Below are 13,847 nucleotides of genomic sequence, written 5' to 3'. Positions count from 1 at the left end.
CTTACTCCGCCGCAAGGGGTTCGGGTTTCGGCGCGGGCTTTGCGCCGTGTTCGTATTCGGTCAGAAAATCCAGGACCTCCTGCCGGTAGCTGTAGTAATCGGGGTGCGCCAGCAGCGCCTTGCGGGTGCGCGGGCGTGGCAGCTTTACATCGGTGATCTTGCCAATCGTGGCCTGCGGTCCGTTGGTCATCATCACGACACGGTCCGCCAGCAGGATCGCCTCGTCCACGTCGTGGGTGACACAGATCGCGGTGACCTTGGTGCGGGACCAGACCTCCATCAGGACCTCCTGCAACTCCCACCGGGTGAGCGAATCCAGCATCCCGAAAGGTTCATCCAGCAACAGCAGCTTGGGGCTGAGCGCAAAGGCGCGGGCGATGCCGACGCGCTGCTTCATCCCGTTCGACATGGAATGGGCGCCACGGTCCATCGCGTCGGCCAGTCCCACGCGTTCGAGGTAGTATTCCACCACCTCCTGTCGCTCGACCTGGCTCGCGCGGGGGTAAACCTTGTCCACACCAATCGCGACGTTCTCCTTGGCGGTCAGCCAGGGGAACAGATTGGGCGATTGAAAGACGACGGCGCGTTCCGGATCGGCACCTTCGACGTGACGCCCGTCCAGTTTGATCGCGCCCTTTGAAATGGCATTCAGGCCGGCCGCCATGGTCAGCACGGTGGATTTGCCGCAGCCGGAATGGCCGATCAGGCTGATGAATTCACCCTGGTTCACCTTGAGGTCGAAATCCTCGACAACCGTCAGCGGCCCTTTCGGGGTCGGATACACCTTGTGCAGTTGCGAGAAGTCCAGAAACCGCTCTTCGATCATGCCTACGCGCGCTTCGTTGACCACGGCGGGCAACGTCTGGTGGATCGGTGTGACGTTCGGCAGGTGCCGGGTTTCTTCAACCTTTGCCGCGATGCCCACATCCATCAGGTATTGCGTGACCTCTGCGCGCAGGGTCTTGAAGCCCGCGTCGTGGTTCATTGCGTCCCGGTTGCGCGGTCGCGGGATGGTTACGTTGACCGGATCGGCCAGCGTCCCGTCGGGGTTCAGCACGATGATGCGATCGGCCAGCAGGATCGCCTCGTCCACATCATTCGTGATCAGGACGCATGTTTTTTTGTCCTCCTCCCAGATATCGAGGATCTCGTCGGCCAGATTGGCCCGCGTCAGGGCATCCAGCGCCGAAAGCGGCTCGTCCAGCAACAGCAGGTCAGGTTCCATCGCCAGCGCCCGTGCGACGGCCACCCGCTGACGCATGCCCCCCGACAGTTCCGCCGGGCGGCGGTGCGCAGCATGGGCAAGGCCAACCATGGCGATGTAATGATCCGCCTTGGCAATCTTTTCGGTCTTGGACAGCTTTCCGTGAACGGCCTCGATGGCCAGCATGATGTTGCCGCGCACCGTCAGCCACGGCATCAGGCTGTAGCTTTGGAACACCAGCCCCCGGTCCGGTCCCGGCCCCGTGACCGGCGCACCGCGAAAGGTCAAAGCGCCGCTATCCGGCATCTCAAGCCCTGCGATCAGGTTCATCAGCGTGGATTTTCCGGTGCCGGAAAACCCAAGGATGGCCAGGAACTCGCCCTCCTTCACGCTCAGGGTGATGTTTTTCAGGACCTCGGCGCGGTGCGTGCCTTCGCCAAAGCCTTTGTTCACGCCCTTGAATTCAAGAATACCCATGCCGCTCACCGCTGCGCCGAGAAGGTAAAGAACGACTGCATCGCGTACATCACCCGGTCCAGAAGGAAGCCGATGATGCCGATGGTCAGCACTGCCACGATGATGCGGGCCAGCGATTGCGACGATCCGTTCTGGAATTCGTCCCAGACGAATTTGCCAAGGCCGGGGTTCTGCGCCAGCATTTCGGCGGCAATCAGCACCATCCAGCCCACGCCAAGGCTCAGCCGCAGGCCGGTGAATATCAGCGGCAGCGCCGAGGGCAGAACCAGTTTTGTGATCTTGGCGTAAGGGCCCATCTTCAACACCCGGCTGACGCTGATCAGGTCGCGGTCGATGGAGGCGACGCCAAGGGCGGTGTTGATCAGCGTGGGCCAGAGGGAACACAAGGTCACGGTGATCGCCGACACCAGAAAGGATTTGGAAAACATCCCGTCGTTGGTGGCATAGACCGCCGAGACGACCATCGTAACAATCGGCAGCCATGCCAGCGGCGACACCGGTTTGAAAATCTGGATAAGCGGGTTCAGGGCCGCATTGGCGGTGGGCGACAGGCCCGCAGCAATCCCCAGCGGGATCGCAACCACCGAGGCCACCAGAAAGCCGAAGAAGACAGTTTTAATCGAGGTCCATATTTGGTCGTAGTAGCTGGGCGCGCCGGTATAGGCGATCTGCTTGACCTCATCCGCGCGCCCGGCTTCGATCAGCCGCGCGTTGCGCTGGTCCAGCCGCTCGTGGAACATCGCCGCCTTGGCGCGCTTGTCGATGGCATCCGCGTTCAGTTCCTTGGCCTGTTCCCAGACGGCTACGGGGCCGGGGATCGCGCCCAGGGATGTGACAACACGCGGGGCGAGGGTGGCCCAAAGCATCAGGAAGACGATGATGGACAACAGCGGCACACCCAGCAGCCGCCAGACATCGCGCATCTGTCCGCGCGGATTGTCGCCCGCCGCAGCCTTGAGCAGAGGGGTCAGCCAGGCAAGACCAAGAACGGAAAACCAGGCGTCCGCCTTGTTGATGCGGGTGAACCAGACGGCGCGGCGCGCCTCTTTGTGCTTGGTGTCCAGGTGATCGGGATCGACGACTGTCATTGCGGTCTCCGGTACGTAAAAGGGAAAGATGCACCGCCCCGCAGGCAGGGCGGTGCGGAAGGGTCAGCCGCCGACGACTTCGCCGGATTTCAATCCGATGGGCAGGCTGTCGATATAGGCATTGGGCGCTTTGCCATCGAAAGGGATGCCGTCGATGACGTCTGCGGCGGGTGTCGGTGCCTTGTAGCCATCACTGTCCCAGGGGAAATCGGCCTCGGCGGCATTGCCTTCGTCCACCAGCAGGCGCGCGGCGTCCAGATAGATGTCGGGGCGGTAAACCGAACGCGCGGTTTCATCGAACCATGCGTCGTCCTTGGTTTCGGCGATCTGGCCCCAGCGGCGCATCTGCGTCAGATACCACACCGCGTCTGAATAGAACGGATAGGTGGCGTTGTAGCGGAAAAAGACGTTGAAATCAGGCACCTCGCGCACATCGCCCGGTTCATATTCGAACGTTCCGGTCATCGAGGCGGCGATCACCTCGGCATCGGCGCCCACGTATTCCGGGCGGCTCAGGATCTCCACCGCAGCCTCGCGGTTGGCGTTTTCGTTCTCGTCCAGCCAGATGGCGGCGCGGATCAGCGCCTTGGTCAGGGCCAACGTGGTGTTGGGATATTTTTCGGCAAATTCAGCGGTGATGCCGAATACCTTTTCAGGATTGTTCTTCCACAGCTCATAGTCGGTGATCACCGGCACGCCGATGCCCTTGACCACCGCTTGCTGGTTCCACGGCTCTCCCACGCAATAGCCGTCGATTGTGCCGGCTTCGAGCGTTGCGGGCATTTGCGGCGGCGGGGTGACAGACAGGAATACATCCGCGCCAATCTGCCCCGAAGTGTCCGCGGGGCTATAAAGTCCGGGGTTCAGCCCCCCCGCCGCCAGCCAATACCGCAGTTCGTAATTGTGGGTCGAAACGGGGAAAACCATGCCCATGTTGAACGGCTTGCCAGCGGCGCGATAGCTTTCGACCACGGGCAAAAGGGCGCTGGCGCTGATCGGATGCTGGGGCAGACCATCGGCATTTGTCGGAATGTTCGGCTTCATCTGTTCCCAGACACTGTTGGACACGGTGATCCCGTTTCCGTTCAGGTCCATCGAAAAGGGCGTTATGATATGCGCCTCGGTGCCATAGCCAATCGTGGCCGCCAAGGGTTGCCCGGCCAGCATATGCGCGCCGTCCAACTGACCGCCGATGACACCGTCCAGCAGAACCTTCCAGTTTGCCTGTGCCTCCAGTGTGACAAACAGGCCTTCGTCCAGGAAATAGCCATTTTCGTAAGCGACCGCCAACGGCGCCATGTCGGTCAGCTTGATAAATCCGAGTTTGAGCTCGTCTTTTTCCAGTTCCAGCATCTCGGCAAAAGCCGGGGCAGCCAGCAGTGTCGTCGATAGAAGTAAGGCAGAGAAATGTTTCATTTTGCTGTCCCTTTAGGGTCCGGGACAGGTGCCCGGACATACGAAAAATAGCCGCTGACCAACCTCATGCGTCGGCATGAAGGGTCGAGCGGCTGTGCTCGGATTACCCGGACTTTGGGAATGGGGTCAGGCGGACGCCATTGTCTGCCTGTCATCTATCAAGATCGAATCCCGATGTGTAATCAACGAAAAATCAGGATTTTCGTCCGCACGGTGTCATTTTTCTGCATTGCGGCATGCTTGTGCTGATTTCATGGTCACTTCGGCAGCGCAGGGGTGAAAATCTGACCATCGAATGAACGCTCAAATACCTCAGGCTCTGGCACGTAGCCGGGAATCGACTGCAACGCATTCTCATGCAGATCGGTGCGATAGGTCGCGCAGGCCGCGTCCTGAGAGGTGCCGCGATCCAACCCCAACCGTGCTGCGAGCCGCCCGCCAATCCATGCCGCATGGGCCTGTTGCGGCGCAAAGTGACCAAAATCCACGAATTGCGGAACGACACGGCTGTCACCCCGTGCGGAGATTGTCAGATGGCCTGACAAAGCGCGGTCGATAACTTCGGGCGGCACATCAAGATAATCCCGCCCCGACAACATCTCGCAGGCGGTCACCCGACTGCGCGGATCGTTCAGCCATTGGCCCGCATGCCACAAGGCACGGATCAGGGCGCGCAGGGGCTCGGGGTTGCTGTCTGCCAGATCGGCCCGCACGCCCAGCACCTTTTCCGGCATGCCTGGCCAGATCGCGGAGCCGGGCAGCAACAACGTCCCAACGCCTCTTTCCACGGCCATCGACCCCCAGGGCTCACCCACGCAGCAAGCGTCAATTTCGCCCGCTGCAAGGGCCGCCGCCATCAGTGGCGGCGGAACCGTGCGGATATCAATGCCCGATGGCGCAGGCAGGCCCAGCGCCGTCAGCCAATGGTACAACAGCTCTGCATGCATGGAGAACGGGAACGGCACGGCGATACGCAGCGGCCCGTCCGCCGCGGCAATCAACGCACGGCCTGCCGTATAAGCATCGTCGAAACCGAAATCGTGACCTGCCTCGCGCAACCTTTTGGCCATGGCGGCGCTGACGCAGACCACCTCGCCGTTCGTTGACAGGACCGCAACGGCCGCAAGTGCCGCACCCGCCCCGCCCAGTCCAAGCGCCGTGGCGACGGGCATCGGTGACAGCATCTGTGCCGCGGTGACCTGTCCAAAGGACACCATGTCCCGCAGCGCCGACCATGAATTCGCACGCCGCAGGTCCAGCGCGATTCCTTCGGCGCGGTCGAACCCCATCTCGACAGCGACAATCAACGGTCCTGCGTCAATCAGCGGAACGAAACCAACGGGAATGGTTGCCGTCATGACAGCAACCCTGCGGTGCTGACCAACGCCTCGGCCACATCGCCGACCTTGCGTCCCTGATCCATCGCCGCACGGCGCAACAGGGCATAGGCGGCCTCCTCGTCGATCCCCTTTGCCTTCATCAGGATGCCCTTCGCACGATCAATCACCTTGCGTTCTTCAAGGGCGCGTTTGGTTGCAGCCAATTCCGTGCGCATCTGCCGGAACATGTTGAACCGCGTGACAGCGGCGTCGAGGATCGGCTTGAGGCGGTCGGCACGCAGCCCGTCGACGACATAGGCTGACACGCCCGCCTCGATCGCAAGTTTGGTCAGGTTCGCGTCACCCTGATCCACAAACAACGCGACGGGTCGCTCAAGCGGGGCCGTCGCCAGTGTCAGTTCCTCCAATGCATCGCGCGATGGATTGTCGAGGTCGATCAGGACGATGTCCGGGTTGATTTCCTTGATCGCCGTGTTCAGCCGCGTCATGTCGTCAACGATGTTGAGTTCGTATTGCCCCACCCGCAACAGGCTTTCCTCGATCAACGCCGCACGCGCCGGATCGCTTTCCACGATTGTGATTTTCAGAAGTCGCTGCATCAATGAACCGTCAACAAACCCCGGCACGATTGGCAATGTTGAACGACGGTTCGGCGATACATTATTCACCGTGTTGCCTGAAAATTGCGCATATATACGGCTGCTGCTCTGATCCTCTTGCAAATGGCGCGGGCGCAAGGTCCTACCCCAGCCATTTACCCGCGCCTGCTCCATCAGACCCCCTCCCGCCGCACCTGCGCGGACGGGGCCACGCTCACTACTCCCACCCCTTGCGCAGAACCTGAGCCACGGCATCCGCCATAGCCTGATTTCCATTGCCCCCCGGGTGCAGATGATCGCCACTGTCGTGAAGCGGGTTCAGGCGCATGTCGTCTTCCGGTGCGCTCAACACGCGATCAAAATCCACCAGCGCGTCATAGAAATCCGCCCCTCTTAGCCAATCATTCAAGGACCTGCGCAGCGCGTCTTTTTCTGGGCTCCAATAGGTTTCCTCCATCGGCGTATCCGGCAGCGCCCCTTCAAAAGGGGGAACCGTGCCAACAACCAGCCGCATGCCCTGAGCACGGGTGCGCGCCGCGACCTGCATCAGGCCTTGTTGAAGCCGATCCAAGGTCATTGGTGCTTCTTCCGGCGAAAACGGTGTACCGGGCCAGGCGATATCATTTGTGCCGATCAGCAGGACCAGCGTGTTCGCCCCCGGCACGGCCAGCACGTCATGATCCAGCCGCGCCAAAACGCTGCGGCCCATCCCATCGCTCAGCAGGCGACCACCAGAAATTCCGGCATTGACCACCGCGATCCCCTCTGCGGCGAGGGCACGGGCGAGCAGATCAGGCCAGCGCACCATGGCGTCCATCGGTGCGCCGTTGCCGTCCGTGATGGAATCTCCCATGGCGATCACGCCCAACCGCGCAGGGGTGTCCGACAAAACCATGCTCAGGGTCAGGCGGGCCGGAAGTTCCTGCAACACCTCGGGCAACGGTTTGTCGGCGTCGATCAGGAAGCTGGTTTCGCGTGCGTCCCAGTGGAAGTCTTCCGCAACCGCGTCCGGCCCGTAGGTGAGCGTGGCAGCGATCCGCGCTCCGGCTTCAGCCGGAAAGACGACAGTGTCTGAAACGACCTGCGCGCCCGGCGCGATGACTGTGCCTGCATGACCGCCAAACAGAACCGCCTGTGCGTCTTTTGCCTGTGCATCGGGGGCACTGCGCGCCAGCTTCACCGCAGTGATCGGAAGCGGACGCGTTCCGTGCACATTCGACAATACGAGCCGTATACGATTTGCCGGGAACCCCAACGTCAACGGCTGCCTGATAGTTGCCCCGGCGATCTGCTCGGGCAGCCCGGTGGCAAAAACAGTCGTGTCGCTCCACACGGCTTGCGGACTGGCCATCCAGACCGGGACCCAGTTTTCCGCAAGCCCCGGCGCGGCGATGGCCATGGCCACCAGCGTGGCCGTTGTGCGTATGATCTGTCTCATTTCAGTTCCTTTCGGGGAGAAATGCCAAGGCCAGCGCGGCCAAAGGCAGTATCGCGGCAAGTGGCGCAAGACTGGGCAGGCCAAACCCGGCAGAGAGCACCAGCCCCCCGAGCCAGGCACCGATGGCATTGCCCAGGTTAAAGGCAGAGATATTCAGCGTGGCGCCCAGGGTTTCCGCCCCGTTTGGCGTACGTGCCATCATCCGGGCCTGAAGCGGGGCAAGGGTGGCGAAAGCCAGCAGGCCCAGCAGCAGTATCGCCGGCGCCGCCAACACGGGCACCGCCAGCCCCAGGCGCAAGGCCAGCAAACCAGCGGCCAGTCCAAGCAGCACAACCGGCACAGCGGGTCCGGGCCAACGATCCGCCAGTCGACCGCCCAGCAGATTGCCACCGACAATCCCAAGGCCAAAGAGCAAGAGGTAAAGGGCCACACGCGCTTCAGGTACGTCCGCAACATCGGTCAAAAGCGGGGTGATATAGGTAAAGACCATGAAGACGCCCGCATAACCCATTGCCGTCATCACAAGCGCCAGCAAAGGCGCCGGACGGATGAAAAGGGCCAATTGGCGAAACCTCAACGGGGTATTCGACGCCGTTTGCGGCACGAAACACGCGATGGCCGCAAGCGCAACCGCGCCAATCCCTGCTACGGCCCAGAAGGTGGCCCGCCAGCCAAATATCTGTCCCAACCAGGTGCCAAAGGGCAGTCCCAGTACCGTGGCCAACGTCAGCCCCGTGAACACGATGGCAATGGCCGAAGCCTTTCGATGCGGTGGCACGATGGCCTGCGCCACGACCGAGCCGGTGCCAAAGAACGTCCCGTGGGCAAAGCCTGTGATCACCCGTGCCGCCAGTACAAGGCCGAAGCCGGGAGAGACCGCGCACATGATATTCCCTGCCGTAAAGATCGCCATAAGCAGCACCAAAACGGCGCGATGCGGCAGGCGGCTGGCGGCTATGGCCAACACCGGCCCGCCAAAGGTGACACCCAAGGCATAGCCTGTAATCAACAGCCCCGCCGAGGGCAGGCTGACGCCCAGGTCCTGCGCCACCTGTGGCAACAGCCCCATGATGACGAATTCCGTCAACCCGATGCCAAAGGCACCAATGCCAAGGGCAACGAGAGGTGCCGCGCGTGTGCGCGGTTGCAGGGTTTCAATATCTGACAAACTTGTCATGCAGGTGTCTCCTTCTTGATTGCGGAGACCCTGGCAGCTTTTTCATTGCGGAATAATTCGGTCAATCATAACATCATTTGTGATTTCAAATCACAAATTGGCCCATGCGCGAACTCAACCGATTGCAGGAAATGGAGGTATTTTTGACCGTTGTGGACGAGGGCAGCTTTTCTGCTGCCGCCCTCGCGCGGCGGATGACGCCTTCTGCCGTTTCAAAGATGATGACGCGGCTGGAACAGCGCCTTGGTGTCACTTTGATGCGCAGGACCACGCGGCACATTCACATCACGGATGAAGGGCACGCCTTTGCCCGCTCCGCCCGCGCCATCCTTGCAGCGCTTGATCAGGCAGAGCGGGAAGTCGGCTGTGGTCCGGTTGCGGGCATCGTGCGGATCGCAACCAGTTCGGCCTATGCCAACCATATCTTTGCGCCAATCCTGCCGGACCTGTTGCGACAGCATCCCGACCTCGAGATCGAACTGGTGATCGGCGATGGGCTGGTGGATATGGGCGGGCAACCTATTGATCTGGCTGTCAGAGCCGGACCGCTGCCGGATTCGGCCATGATGACGCGTTCCCTTGGCGTCTCCGACATTATCACCGTCCGCGCGCCAGATGGATTGCCGGGCAATCTTGGCTTTGCCTATGCCCGTCGCGATCCCATCTGGAAAGAGGGCGCAAACCGCGTAAGGGCAACTGATGGCAACACCCTCGCCGCGCTGGCCCGGCATGGCAGCGGCACGGTACGGGTCGGGCGCTTTATCGTGAAAGAAGAACTGGCCAGAGGGCAACTGCGCATTGTTGCCGAAAGCCCCGTCGTCCGCGAGGAGTTCCACGTCGTCTATCTTGGCAAATCCGTTGCGCTTCCGGCGCGTGTTTCGACCGTTGTCGAATATCTGGTGCAGAAAGGTCGAGTGGACCAAAAGCATGGGCCGGAAACGGCATGATAAACTGGAGTGCGCCTTAAAGGTAGATCACTTTCGCTGACCGCCTCGGCCGCCTGATTCAGCTTTGCTGGCGCAACCAGTCCAACAGTTGCGCCAGCCGGGCCTGATCGGGATGGGTGGGCAAGAACACCGCCCAATAGGTCAGGCCGGGCAAGGCGATGTCGGAAAGCTGCACAAGCTGCCCGGCGGTGAGCAGGTCCGCCACCAGAAGCCGCGAGGCGAGCACCGCGCCCTGCCCCGACACCGCCGCGTCAATCGCGTGGATTTCTTCGGAAAACGTTTGGGCCACAGCGGGCGAGGATGCTTTGACGCCCGCACGGGCGCGCCAGCGCTGCCAACTGGGCGCATTCTGCGAGGCGGATTTCCAGCGGTAGTCCAGCAAGGGCAGCGACAGGAGGTCATCCGGGGTCAGCGGCAGGTTCACCAGATCCGGCGCACAGACCGGAATGATCGCATCGTCAAACAGCCGGTGCCATTCCGCCCGGTCATCGGGCTGGCCCGCATAGCGGATCGCCATGTCGATATCCGACGCATGCAGATCGGCGGGCAGGTCGGCGGCCTCTACCGTGATCTTCAGCCCCGTTTCTGCACGCAGACGCGGCAGGCGCGCCATCAGCCAGCGGCTGGCGAAGGCCATGGTCACCGAGAGGCGTAGCGGTGTTTCAGCCGCGGTGACGGACAGCTGGTCGATTGTGCCTGCAATCTGGTCCAGCGCCTGGCACAGCACCGGAAACAGCTTTTGTCCCGCCGCCGTCAGACGCACGGGCCGGGGAAAGCGGTGGAACAATGTCACCCCCAGGATGTCCTCTAGCTGCCGCACCTGATGGCTGATCGCGGTCGGCGTCAGGGCCAGTTCCTCTGCCGCATCGGCAAAATGCAAATGTCGCGCGGCAGCCTCAAAGGCGCGCAAGGCATGTAAAGGTGGCAGTTTCCGCATAGGCGTCCCGCAGGATGAATCTCATTCACCTTATGCCTGAAATATTCGCTTTGGCCAAAGGTTTTGGCCATCGCTACCTCCTGCTGCAACGGGGCCACACCGGCCCCTATAGAGGAGAAAGCCATGACCACCTTGCTTCGTATTGACGCCAGCGCACAGCTGGAGGACCGCTCGCTGACGCGTATGCTGACGACGCTGTTCACGACCGAGTTTCTGGCGGCCAACCCGGACGCCAAGGTGATCACCCGCGACATCGGGCAAGACCCGGTTCCAGCGATTGATCACCGGTTCATCCACGCGGCCTTTACCCCGCCCGAGGCCCGCGAAGACTGGATGCCCGAGCGGCTGGCGTTGTCGGACAAGCTGATTGACGAGGTCGAAGCCGCAGACATCATCGTTCTGGGCGCGCCGATGTACAATTACGGGATGCCTGCTGCCCTGAAGGGCTGGATCGATCACATCGCGCGCATCGGACGGACTTTCTCTTTCGATCTGGCGCGGGGCGATGTGCCGATTGAACCGATCCTGAAGGGCAAGCAACTGGTCGTCCTGTCATCGCGTGGCGAGTTCGGGTTTGCGCCCGGCGGTCCACGGGCGCACATGAACACGCTCGACCCCGCGATTGCTGCCTGCGCCCACTATTTCGGCGTAGAGGCAGCGGACATCCACACCGTCGCCATCGAATATCAAGAGTTCAAGGATGCGCGCCATGACCGCTCTGTCCTGGCTGCAAAAGATGCGACGCGCGAACTGGCGCGGCGGCTTTGATCGGACTGCCGTCCACGCGGCGATGACAACGCAAAAGGCTCCGCAACCGCGGAGCCTCGCGCATCAGGAAAGGCTCGGATCGAGCGATGATTTCCGTCAGTCCGCCCAGCCCGTCGGATTATAGCCCCGAGATGAACATAACAGTCGAAGCCGCCCCGGTCTGAACCCTATTCTCCGCGGTGGATTCATATTGCGCGTGGACGACAACAAGAAGCAAAGGATCAGATAACGGAGGAAACAGAAACCTCGTCGGAATCTGAACGGTCTTCCTGTTCCGACTGACGGCGACCGGGCGTTTCGACTTCAACGGTCACTTCACCGTGGACCAACTGTTCGGGAATATCGGCCACGGCGATACGCCAGCGGGTGGTGCCGTCAGGCAGGGTGTCTGACTGTTCAAATCCCAGCCCCTCGTAATGCGTGGCAACCATCTGATTGCGGGCGGTCGGGATATAGCTGGCTGTGATCGCCTTGATACCGGCTCTGCCAGCCACGTCCTTCAGGACTTGTAACACCGCGCGTTCGACGCCACGCCCCAGAACACGGCAGCTCATCAGCCATGTGTCGATATCCCACTCAGCCCCCACAGAACGGCATATGACAACACTGATCATTCCGTTGTCCGCAAACCGATCCTTAAGCCGGACCTGCATGCCAAAGATGGTCGGGTCTGCCTCCATCCTGGTAATGTCAGCTTCGGAATAGCGACGGGTGGTCAGGTTGAATTGGTTTGATTTGGAAATCAGCTGTGCGATGCGCGCCCGGCCCGTCGCGTCGAAACGGCGCATGGTAAAGACCATGTCGAGTGACCGGAGATAATCGTCGATATTGGTCACACTGGCCTGAAGCGCGACACGTTTGGCATTGCTTTGATAATCGTCAGCGCGGCGGCGATCTTCGTCCGAAAATGTGGTCGCTTCGAACACGCCACTTGCGATCAGCGTGCGCACATACAATGCGGGATCATCAGGCAACTCTGGCACCGCTACGGTGGGCAAGGCGTCCCGAACAAGGCCGCGTTCGGCGGGGTTGTCATCCAGAAACGCCATTGCATCGAGCCCAAGGCTGATCTCGTCGCTGATGGCCGTGATGTTGGTTGCCTTGTCACGCCAGTTGGCCTGAAAGACGGCAATGTGATCCTCACGCAGCAACATGTCAGGATGGTCCCGGAAGGCGGCGCGCGCCACGGTATCATCGTTCTTGGATGACACCGCCAGGACGACACCGCGCGCACGCAGCTGCAAGGCACGATCCTGCACGTCGCGGTGCGCCTCGCCCACGGCATCGCCCTCGGCAAGTCGGATACCGTCAAGCCCGTCGTCGCCGATCACACCGGACCAGACGGTGTTGTCCAGATCAAGGATCAAACAGCGCCGCGCCTTGCCCTTCCACGCGGCCAGAACGCGCCCGATGTGATCCGCATAAAGCGGCAGCACACGGTTGGCACAGGACACGCGCGCCAGATGCCACATCCCGGGATCATGCCAGTTGGCAAGACCGATCGTCTCGGCAATGCCCGCGACATCCAGCAACAGGTGGGGCGTGCCCGCGAGACGGTCGGCCAGCGCCTGATTGAAAGCACCGACCTGCCTGCGCCACGTGCCCGGCACGGCCAGATCGAGCGAGCCGAAATCCGTATCGGCGGGGCGCACGACGGTCTGAACCATCAGCACAGCGCGGCTGTTCTGTTCAACGCTGGCGATTATCGTATCCAGCTGCGCAAGCGATCCGGTCAACGCCGCCTCGGCTTCCTTGGCATCGCCGTGAGCGGCTGTCAGTGGCCAACCACGATGGTCAAGAGCCAGCAGGATTACGTCCGGGTTGGCGTCGTAAACCGATGACGCCGGATCAAGCAGTTCCTGCATCACCTGTCCGAAGGGCACTGGAACCACCGAAAGCGCAAACCCGTGCCGCAGCCCTGTCGCTGCAACCACCGGGTTCAGAAACTCCGTTGTGGTATTGCTGACCACCGCCACCTTCAGCGGTGCAAGTGGACTGAGGTCCGTGCCTGCCTCAATGGCCTTGTCAAGCGCAGAGGCCAGACGGGTCAGTTGAAGCTCGGTCAGACCAAAGCCCGCGAGATGGCGCAGTTCGGCACCGCTTTGCGCGCCCTGTGCCCGCAAGGCCTTGAACCGGGACGAAATTTCAGCGGGCGTTTTCGGCAGCCATTCGAGATCGAGATAAAGTGACGTGCTCATGGCCGGGGCCTCCTGTCAGGTCTTGGCGACGAGAATATTTGCCAACTCGCCCACATTCTGAAGGCTGCTGATCTGTCCGGAGGAGAATTTGACCCCGAATTCCGACTGGATTTTCAGCATCAGCCGGATGTGGTTCAGGCTGTCCCAGCCATCGACCTGGTCGGCGGTCAATTCGGGCACGACCTCGGACTGTTCAAGGCCAAAGAACTCGTCAAATACGTCGTAAAGCTTGGTGTAAACTTGTGTCTCGTTCATGTT

12 protein-coding genes are annotated in these 13,847 nt (G+C 61.4%); 2 read left to right on the top strand and 10 right to left on the bottom strand.

Translation table 11 applies throughout. The annotated features are described in order from the left end of the window. Window position 1: 1 nt before the first annotated feature. The 7 genes from BUC08_RS04815 to BUC08_RS04785 form a co-directional block, all read right to left on the bottom strand. A complete protein-coding gene (locus BUC08_RS04815) occupies window positions 2–1,681 on the bottom strand; it encodes an ABC transporter ATP-binding protein (protein WP_037926867.1) in 1,680 nt (559 codons plus the stop codon). Between the two features lie 5 nt (window positions 1,682–1,686). Next, on the bottom strand, window positions 1,687–2,769 hold the full coding sequence (locus BUC08_RS04810) for an ABC transporter permease (RefSeq protein ID WP_037926870.1): 1,083 nt from the start codon (window positions 2,767–2,769) through the stop codon (window positions 1,687–1,689). Between the two features lie 63 nt (window positions 2,770–2,832). Further along, complete coding sequence (locus tag BUC08_RS04805) at window positions 2,833–4,185, bottom strand: CmpA/NrtA family ABC transporter substrate-binding protein (RefSeq protein WP_037926874.1); 1,353 nt, start codon at window positions 4,183–4,185, stop codon at window positions 2,833–2,835. Window positions 4,186–4,442: 257 nt separating this feature from the next. Continuing rightward, window positions 4,443–5,543 (bottom strand): CmpA/NrtA family ABC transporter substrate-binding protein, encoded by a 1,101-nt coding sequence (locus BUC08_RS04800; protein WP_051694387.1) that lies wholly within the window; start codon window positions 5,541–5,543, stop codon window positions 4,443–4,445. Further along, the gene (locus BUC08_RS04795; protein ID WP_037927060.1) at window positions 5,540–6,124 is read right to left on the bottom strand and encodes an ANTAR domain-containing response regulator; all 585 of its coding nucleotides are present in this window, start codon (window positions 6,122–6,124) and stop codon (window positions 5,540–5,542) included. The genes BUC08_RS04800 and BUC08_RS04795 overlap by 4 nt, the downstream gene beginning before the upstream one ends. Window positions 6,125–6,341: 217 nt before the next feature. Then, on the bottom strand, window positions 6,342–7,562 hold the full coding sequence (locus BUC08_RS04790; protein WP_037926876.1) for an SGNH/GDSL hydrolase family protein: 1,221 nt from the start codon (window positions 7,560–7,562) through the stop codon (window positions 6,342–6,344). 1 nt (window position 7,563) lies between these two features. Next, window positions 7,564–8,739, bottom strand: coding sequence for an MFS transporter (locus BUC08_RS04785; RefSeq protein ID WP_051694389.1), 1,176 nt, complete (start codon window positions 8,737–8,739; stop codon window positions 7,564–7,566). A 104-nt stretch (window positions 8,740–8,843) separates the two neighbouring features. Here BUC08_RS04785 and BUC08_RS04780 point away from each other — a divergent pair, with 104 nt between their 5' ends. Further along, entirely contained in the window at window positions 8,844–9,686 is an 843-nt protein-coding gene (locus BUC08_RS04780; RefSeq protein WP_051694390.1) for a LysR family transcriptional regulator, read from the top strand. Between the two features lie 58 nt (window positions 9,687–9,744). Here BUC08_RS04780 and BUC08_RS04775 read toward each other — a convergent pair whose 3' ends face one another. Next, on the bottom strand, window positions 9,745–10,623 hold the full coding sequence (locus tag BUC08_RS04775; RefSeq protein WP_037926880.1) for a LysR substrate-binding domain-containing protein: 879 nt from the start codon (window positions 10,621–10,623) through the stop codon (window positions 9,745–9,747). Window positions 10,624–10,746: 123 nt separating this feature from the next. Between BUC08_RS04775 and BUC08_RS04770 the strand changes: the two genes are divergently transcribed. Further along, window positions 10,747–11,391 (top strand): FMN-dependent NADH-azoreductase, encoded by a 645-nt coding sequence (locus tag BUC08_RS04770; RefSeq protein WP_037926885.1) that lies wholly within the window; start codon window positions 10,747–10,749, stop codon window positions 11,389–11,391. A gap of 221 nt (window positions 11,392–11,612) precedes the next feature. Here BUC08_RS04770 and BUC08_RS04765 read toward each other — a convergent pair whose 3' ends face one another. Next, a complete protein-coding gene (locus BUC08_RS04765; protein ID WP_051694392.1) occupies window positions 11,613–13,589 on the bottom strand; it encodes an HAD-IIIC family phosphatase in 1,977 nt (658 codons plus the stop codon). Between the two features lie 15 nt (window positions 13,590–13,604). Next, window positions 13,605–13,844 (bottom strand): acyl carrier protein, encoded by a 240-nt coding sequence (locus tag BUC08_RS04760; RefSeq protein WP_028955214.1) that lies wholly within the window; start codon window positions 13,842–13,844, stop codon window positions 13,605–13,607. Window positions 13,845–13,847: the final 3 nt, after the last annotated feature.

The sequence above is a fragment of the Pseudosulfitobacter pseudonitzschiae genome (genome assembly GCF_900129395.1).
Taxonomy (GTDB): domain Bacteria; phylum Pseudomonadota; class Alphaproteobacteria; order Rhodobacterales; family Rhodobacteraceae; genus Pseudosulfitobacter; species Pseudosulfitobacter pseudonitzschiae.
Note: the sequence above shows the minus strand (reverse complement) of the source record. Positions and strands in the feature narration are given on the sequence as shown.

Bases quoted from the DNA above. Each gene is read 5' to 3' on its own strand.
- BUC08_RS04810 (WP_037926870.1), bottom strand. From the start codon at position 2,769: ATGACAGTCGTCGATCCCGATCACCTGGACACCAAGCACAAAGAGGCG.
- BUC08_RS04790 (WP_037926876.1), bottom strand. From the start codon at position 7,562: ATGAGACAGATCATACGCACAACGGCCACGCTGGTGGCCATGGCCATC.
- BUC08_RS04805 (WP_037926874.1), bottom strand. From the start codon at position 4,185: ATGAAACATTTCTCTGCCTTACTTCTATCGACGACACTGCTGGCTGCC.
- BUC08_RS04770 (WP_037926885.1), top strand. From the start codon at position 10,747: ATGACCACCTTGCTTCGTATTGACGCCAGCGCACAGCTGGAGGACCGC.
- BUC08_RS04815 (WP_037926867.1), bottom strand. From the start codon at position 1,681: ATGGGTATTCTTGAATTCAAGGGCGTGAACAAAGGCTTTGGCGAAGGC.
- BUC08_RS04760 (WP_028955214.1), bottom strand. From the start codon at position 13,844: ATGAACGAGACACAAGTTTACACCAAGCTTTACGACGTATTTGACGAG.
- BUC08_RS04765 (WP_051694392.1), bottom strand. From the start codon at position 13,589: ATGAGCACGTCACTTTATCTCGATCTCGAATGGCTGCCGAAAACGCCC.
- BUC08_RS04795 (WP_037927060.1), bottom strand. From the start codon at position 6,124: ATGCAGCGACTTCTGAAAATCACAATCGTGGAAAGCGATCCGGCGCGT.
- BUC08_RS04775 (WP_037926880.1), bottom strand. From the start codon at position 10,623: ATGCGGAAACTGCCACCTTTACATGCCTTGCGCGCCTTTGAGGCTGCC.
- BUC08_RS04800 (WP_051694387.1), bottom strand. From the start codon at position 5,543: ATGACGGCAACCATTCCCGTTGGTTTCGTTCCGCTGATTGACGCAGGA.
- BUC08_RS04780 (WP_051694390.1), top strand. From the start codon at position 8,844: ATGCGCGAACTCAACCGATTGCAGGAAATGGAGGTATTTTTGACCGTT.
- BUC08_RS04785 (WP_051694389.1), bottom strand. From the start codon at position 8,739: ATGACAAGTTTGTCAGATATTGAAACCCTGCAACCGCGCACACGCGCG.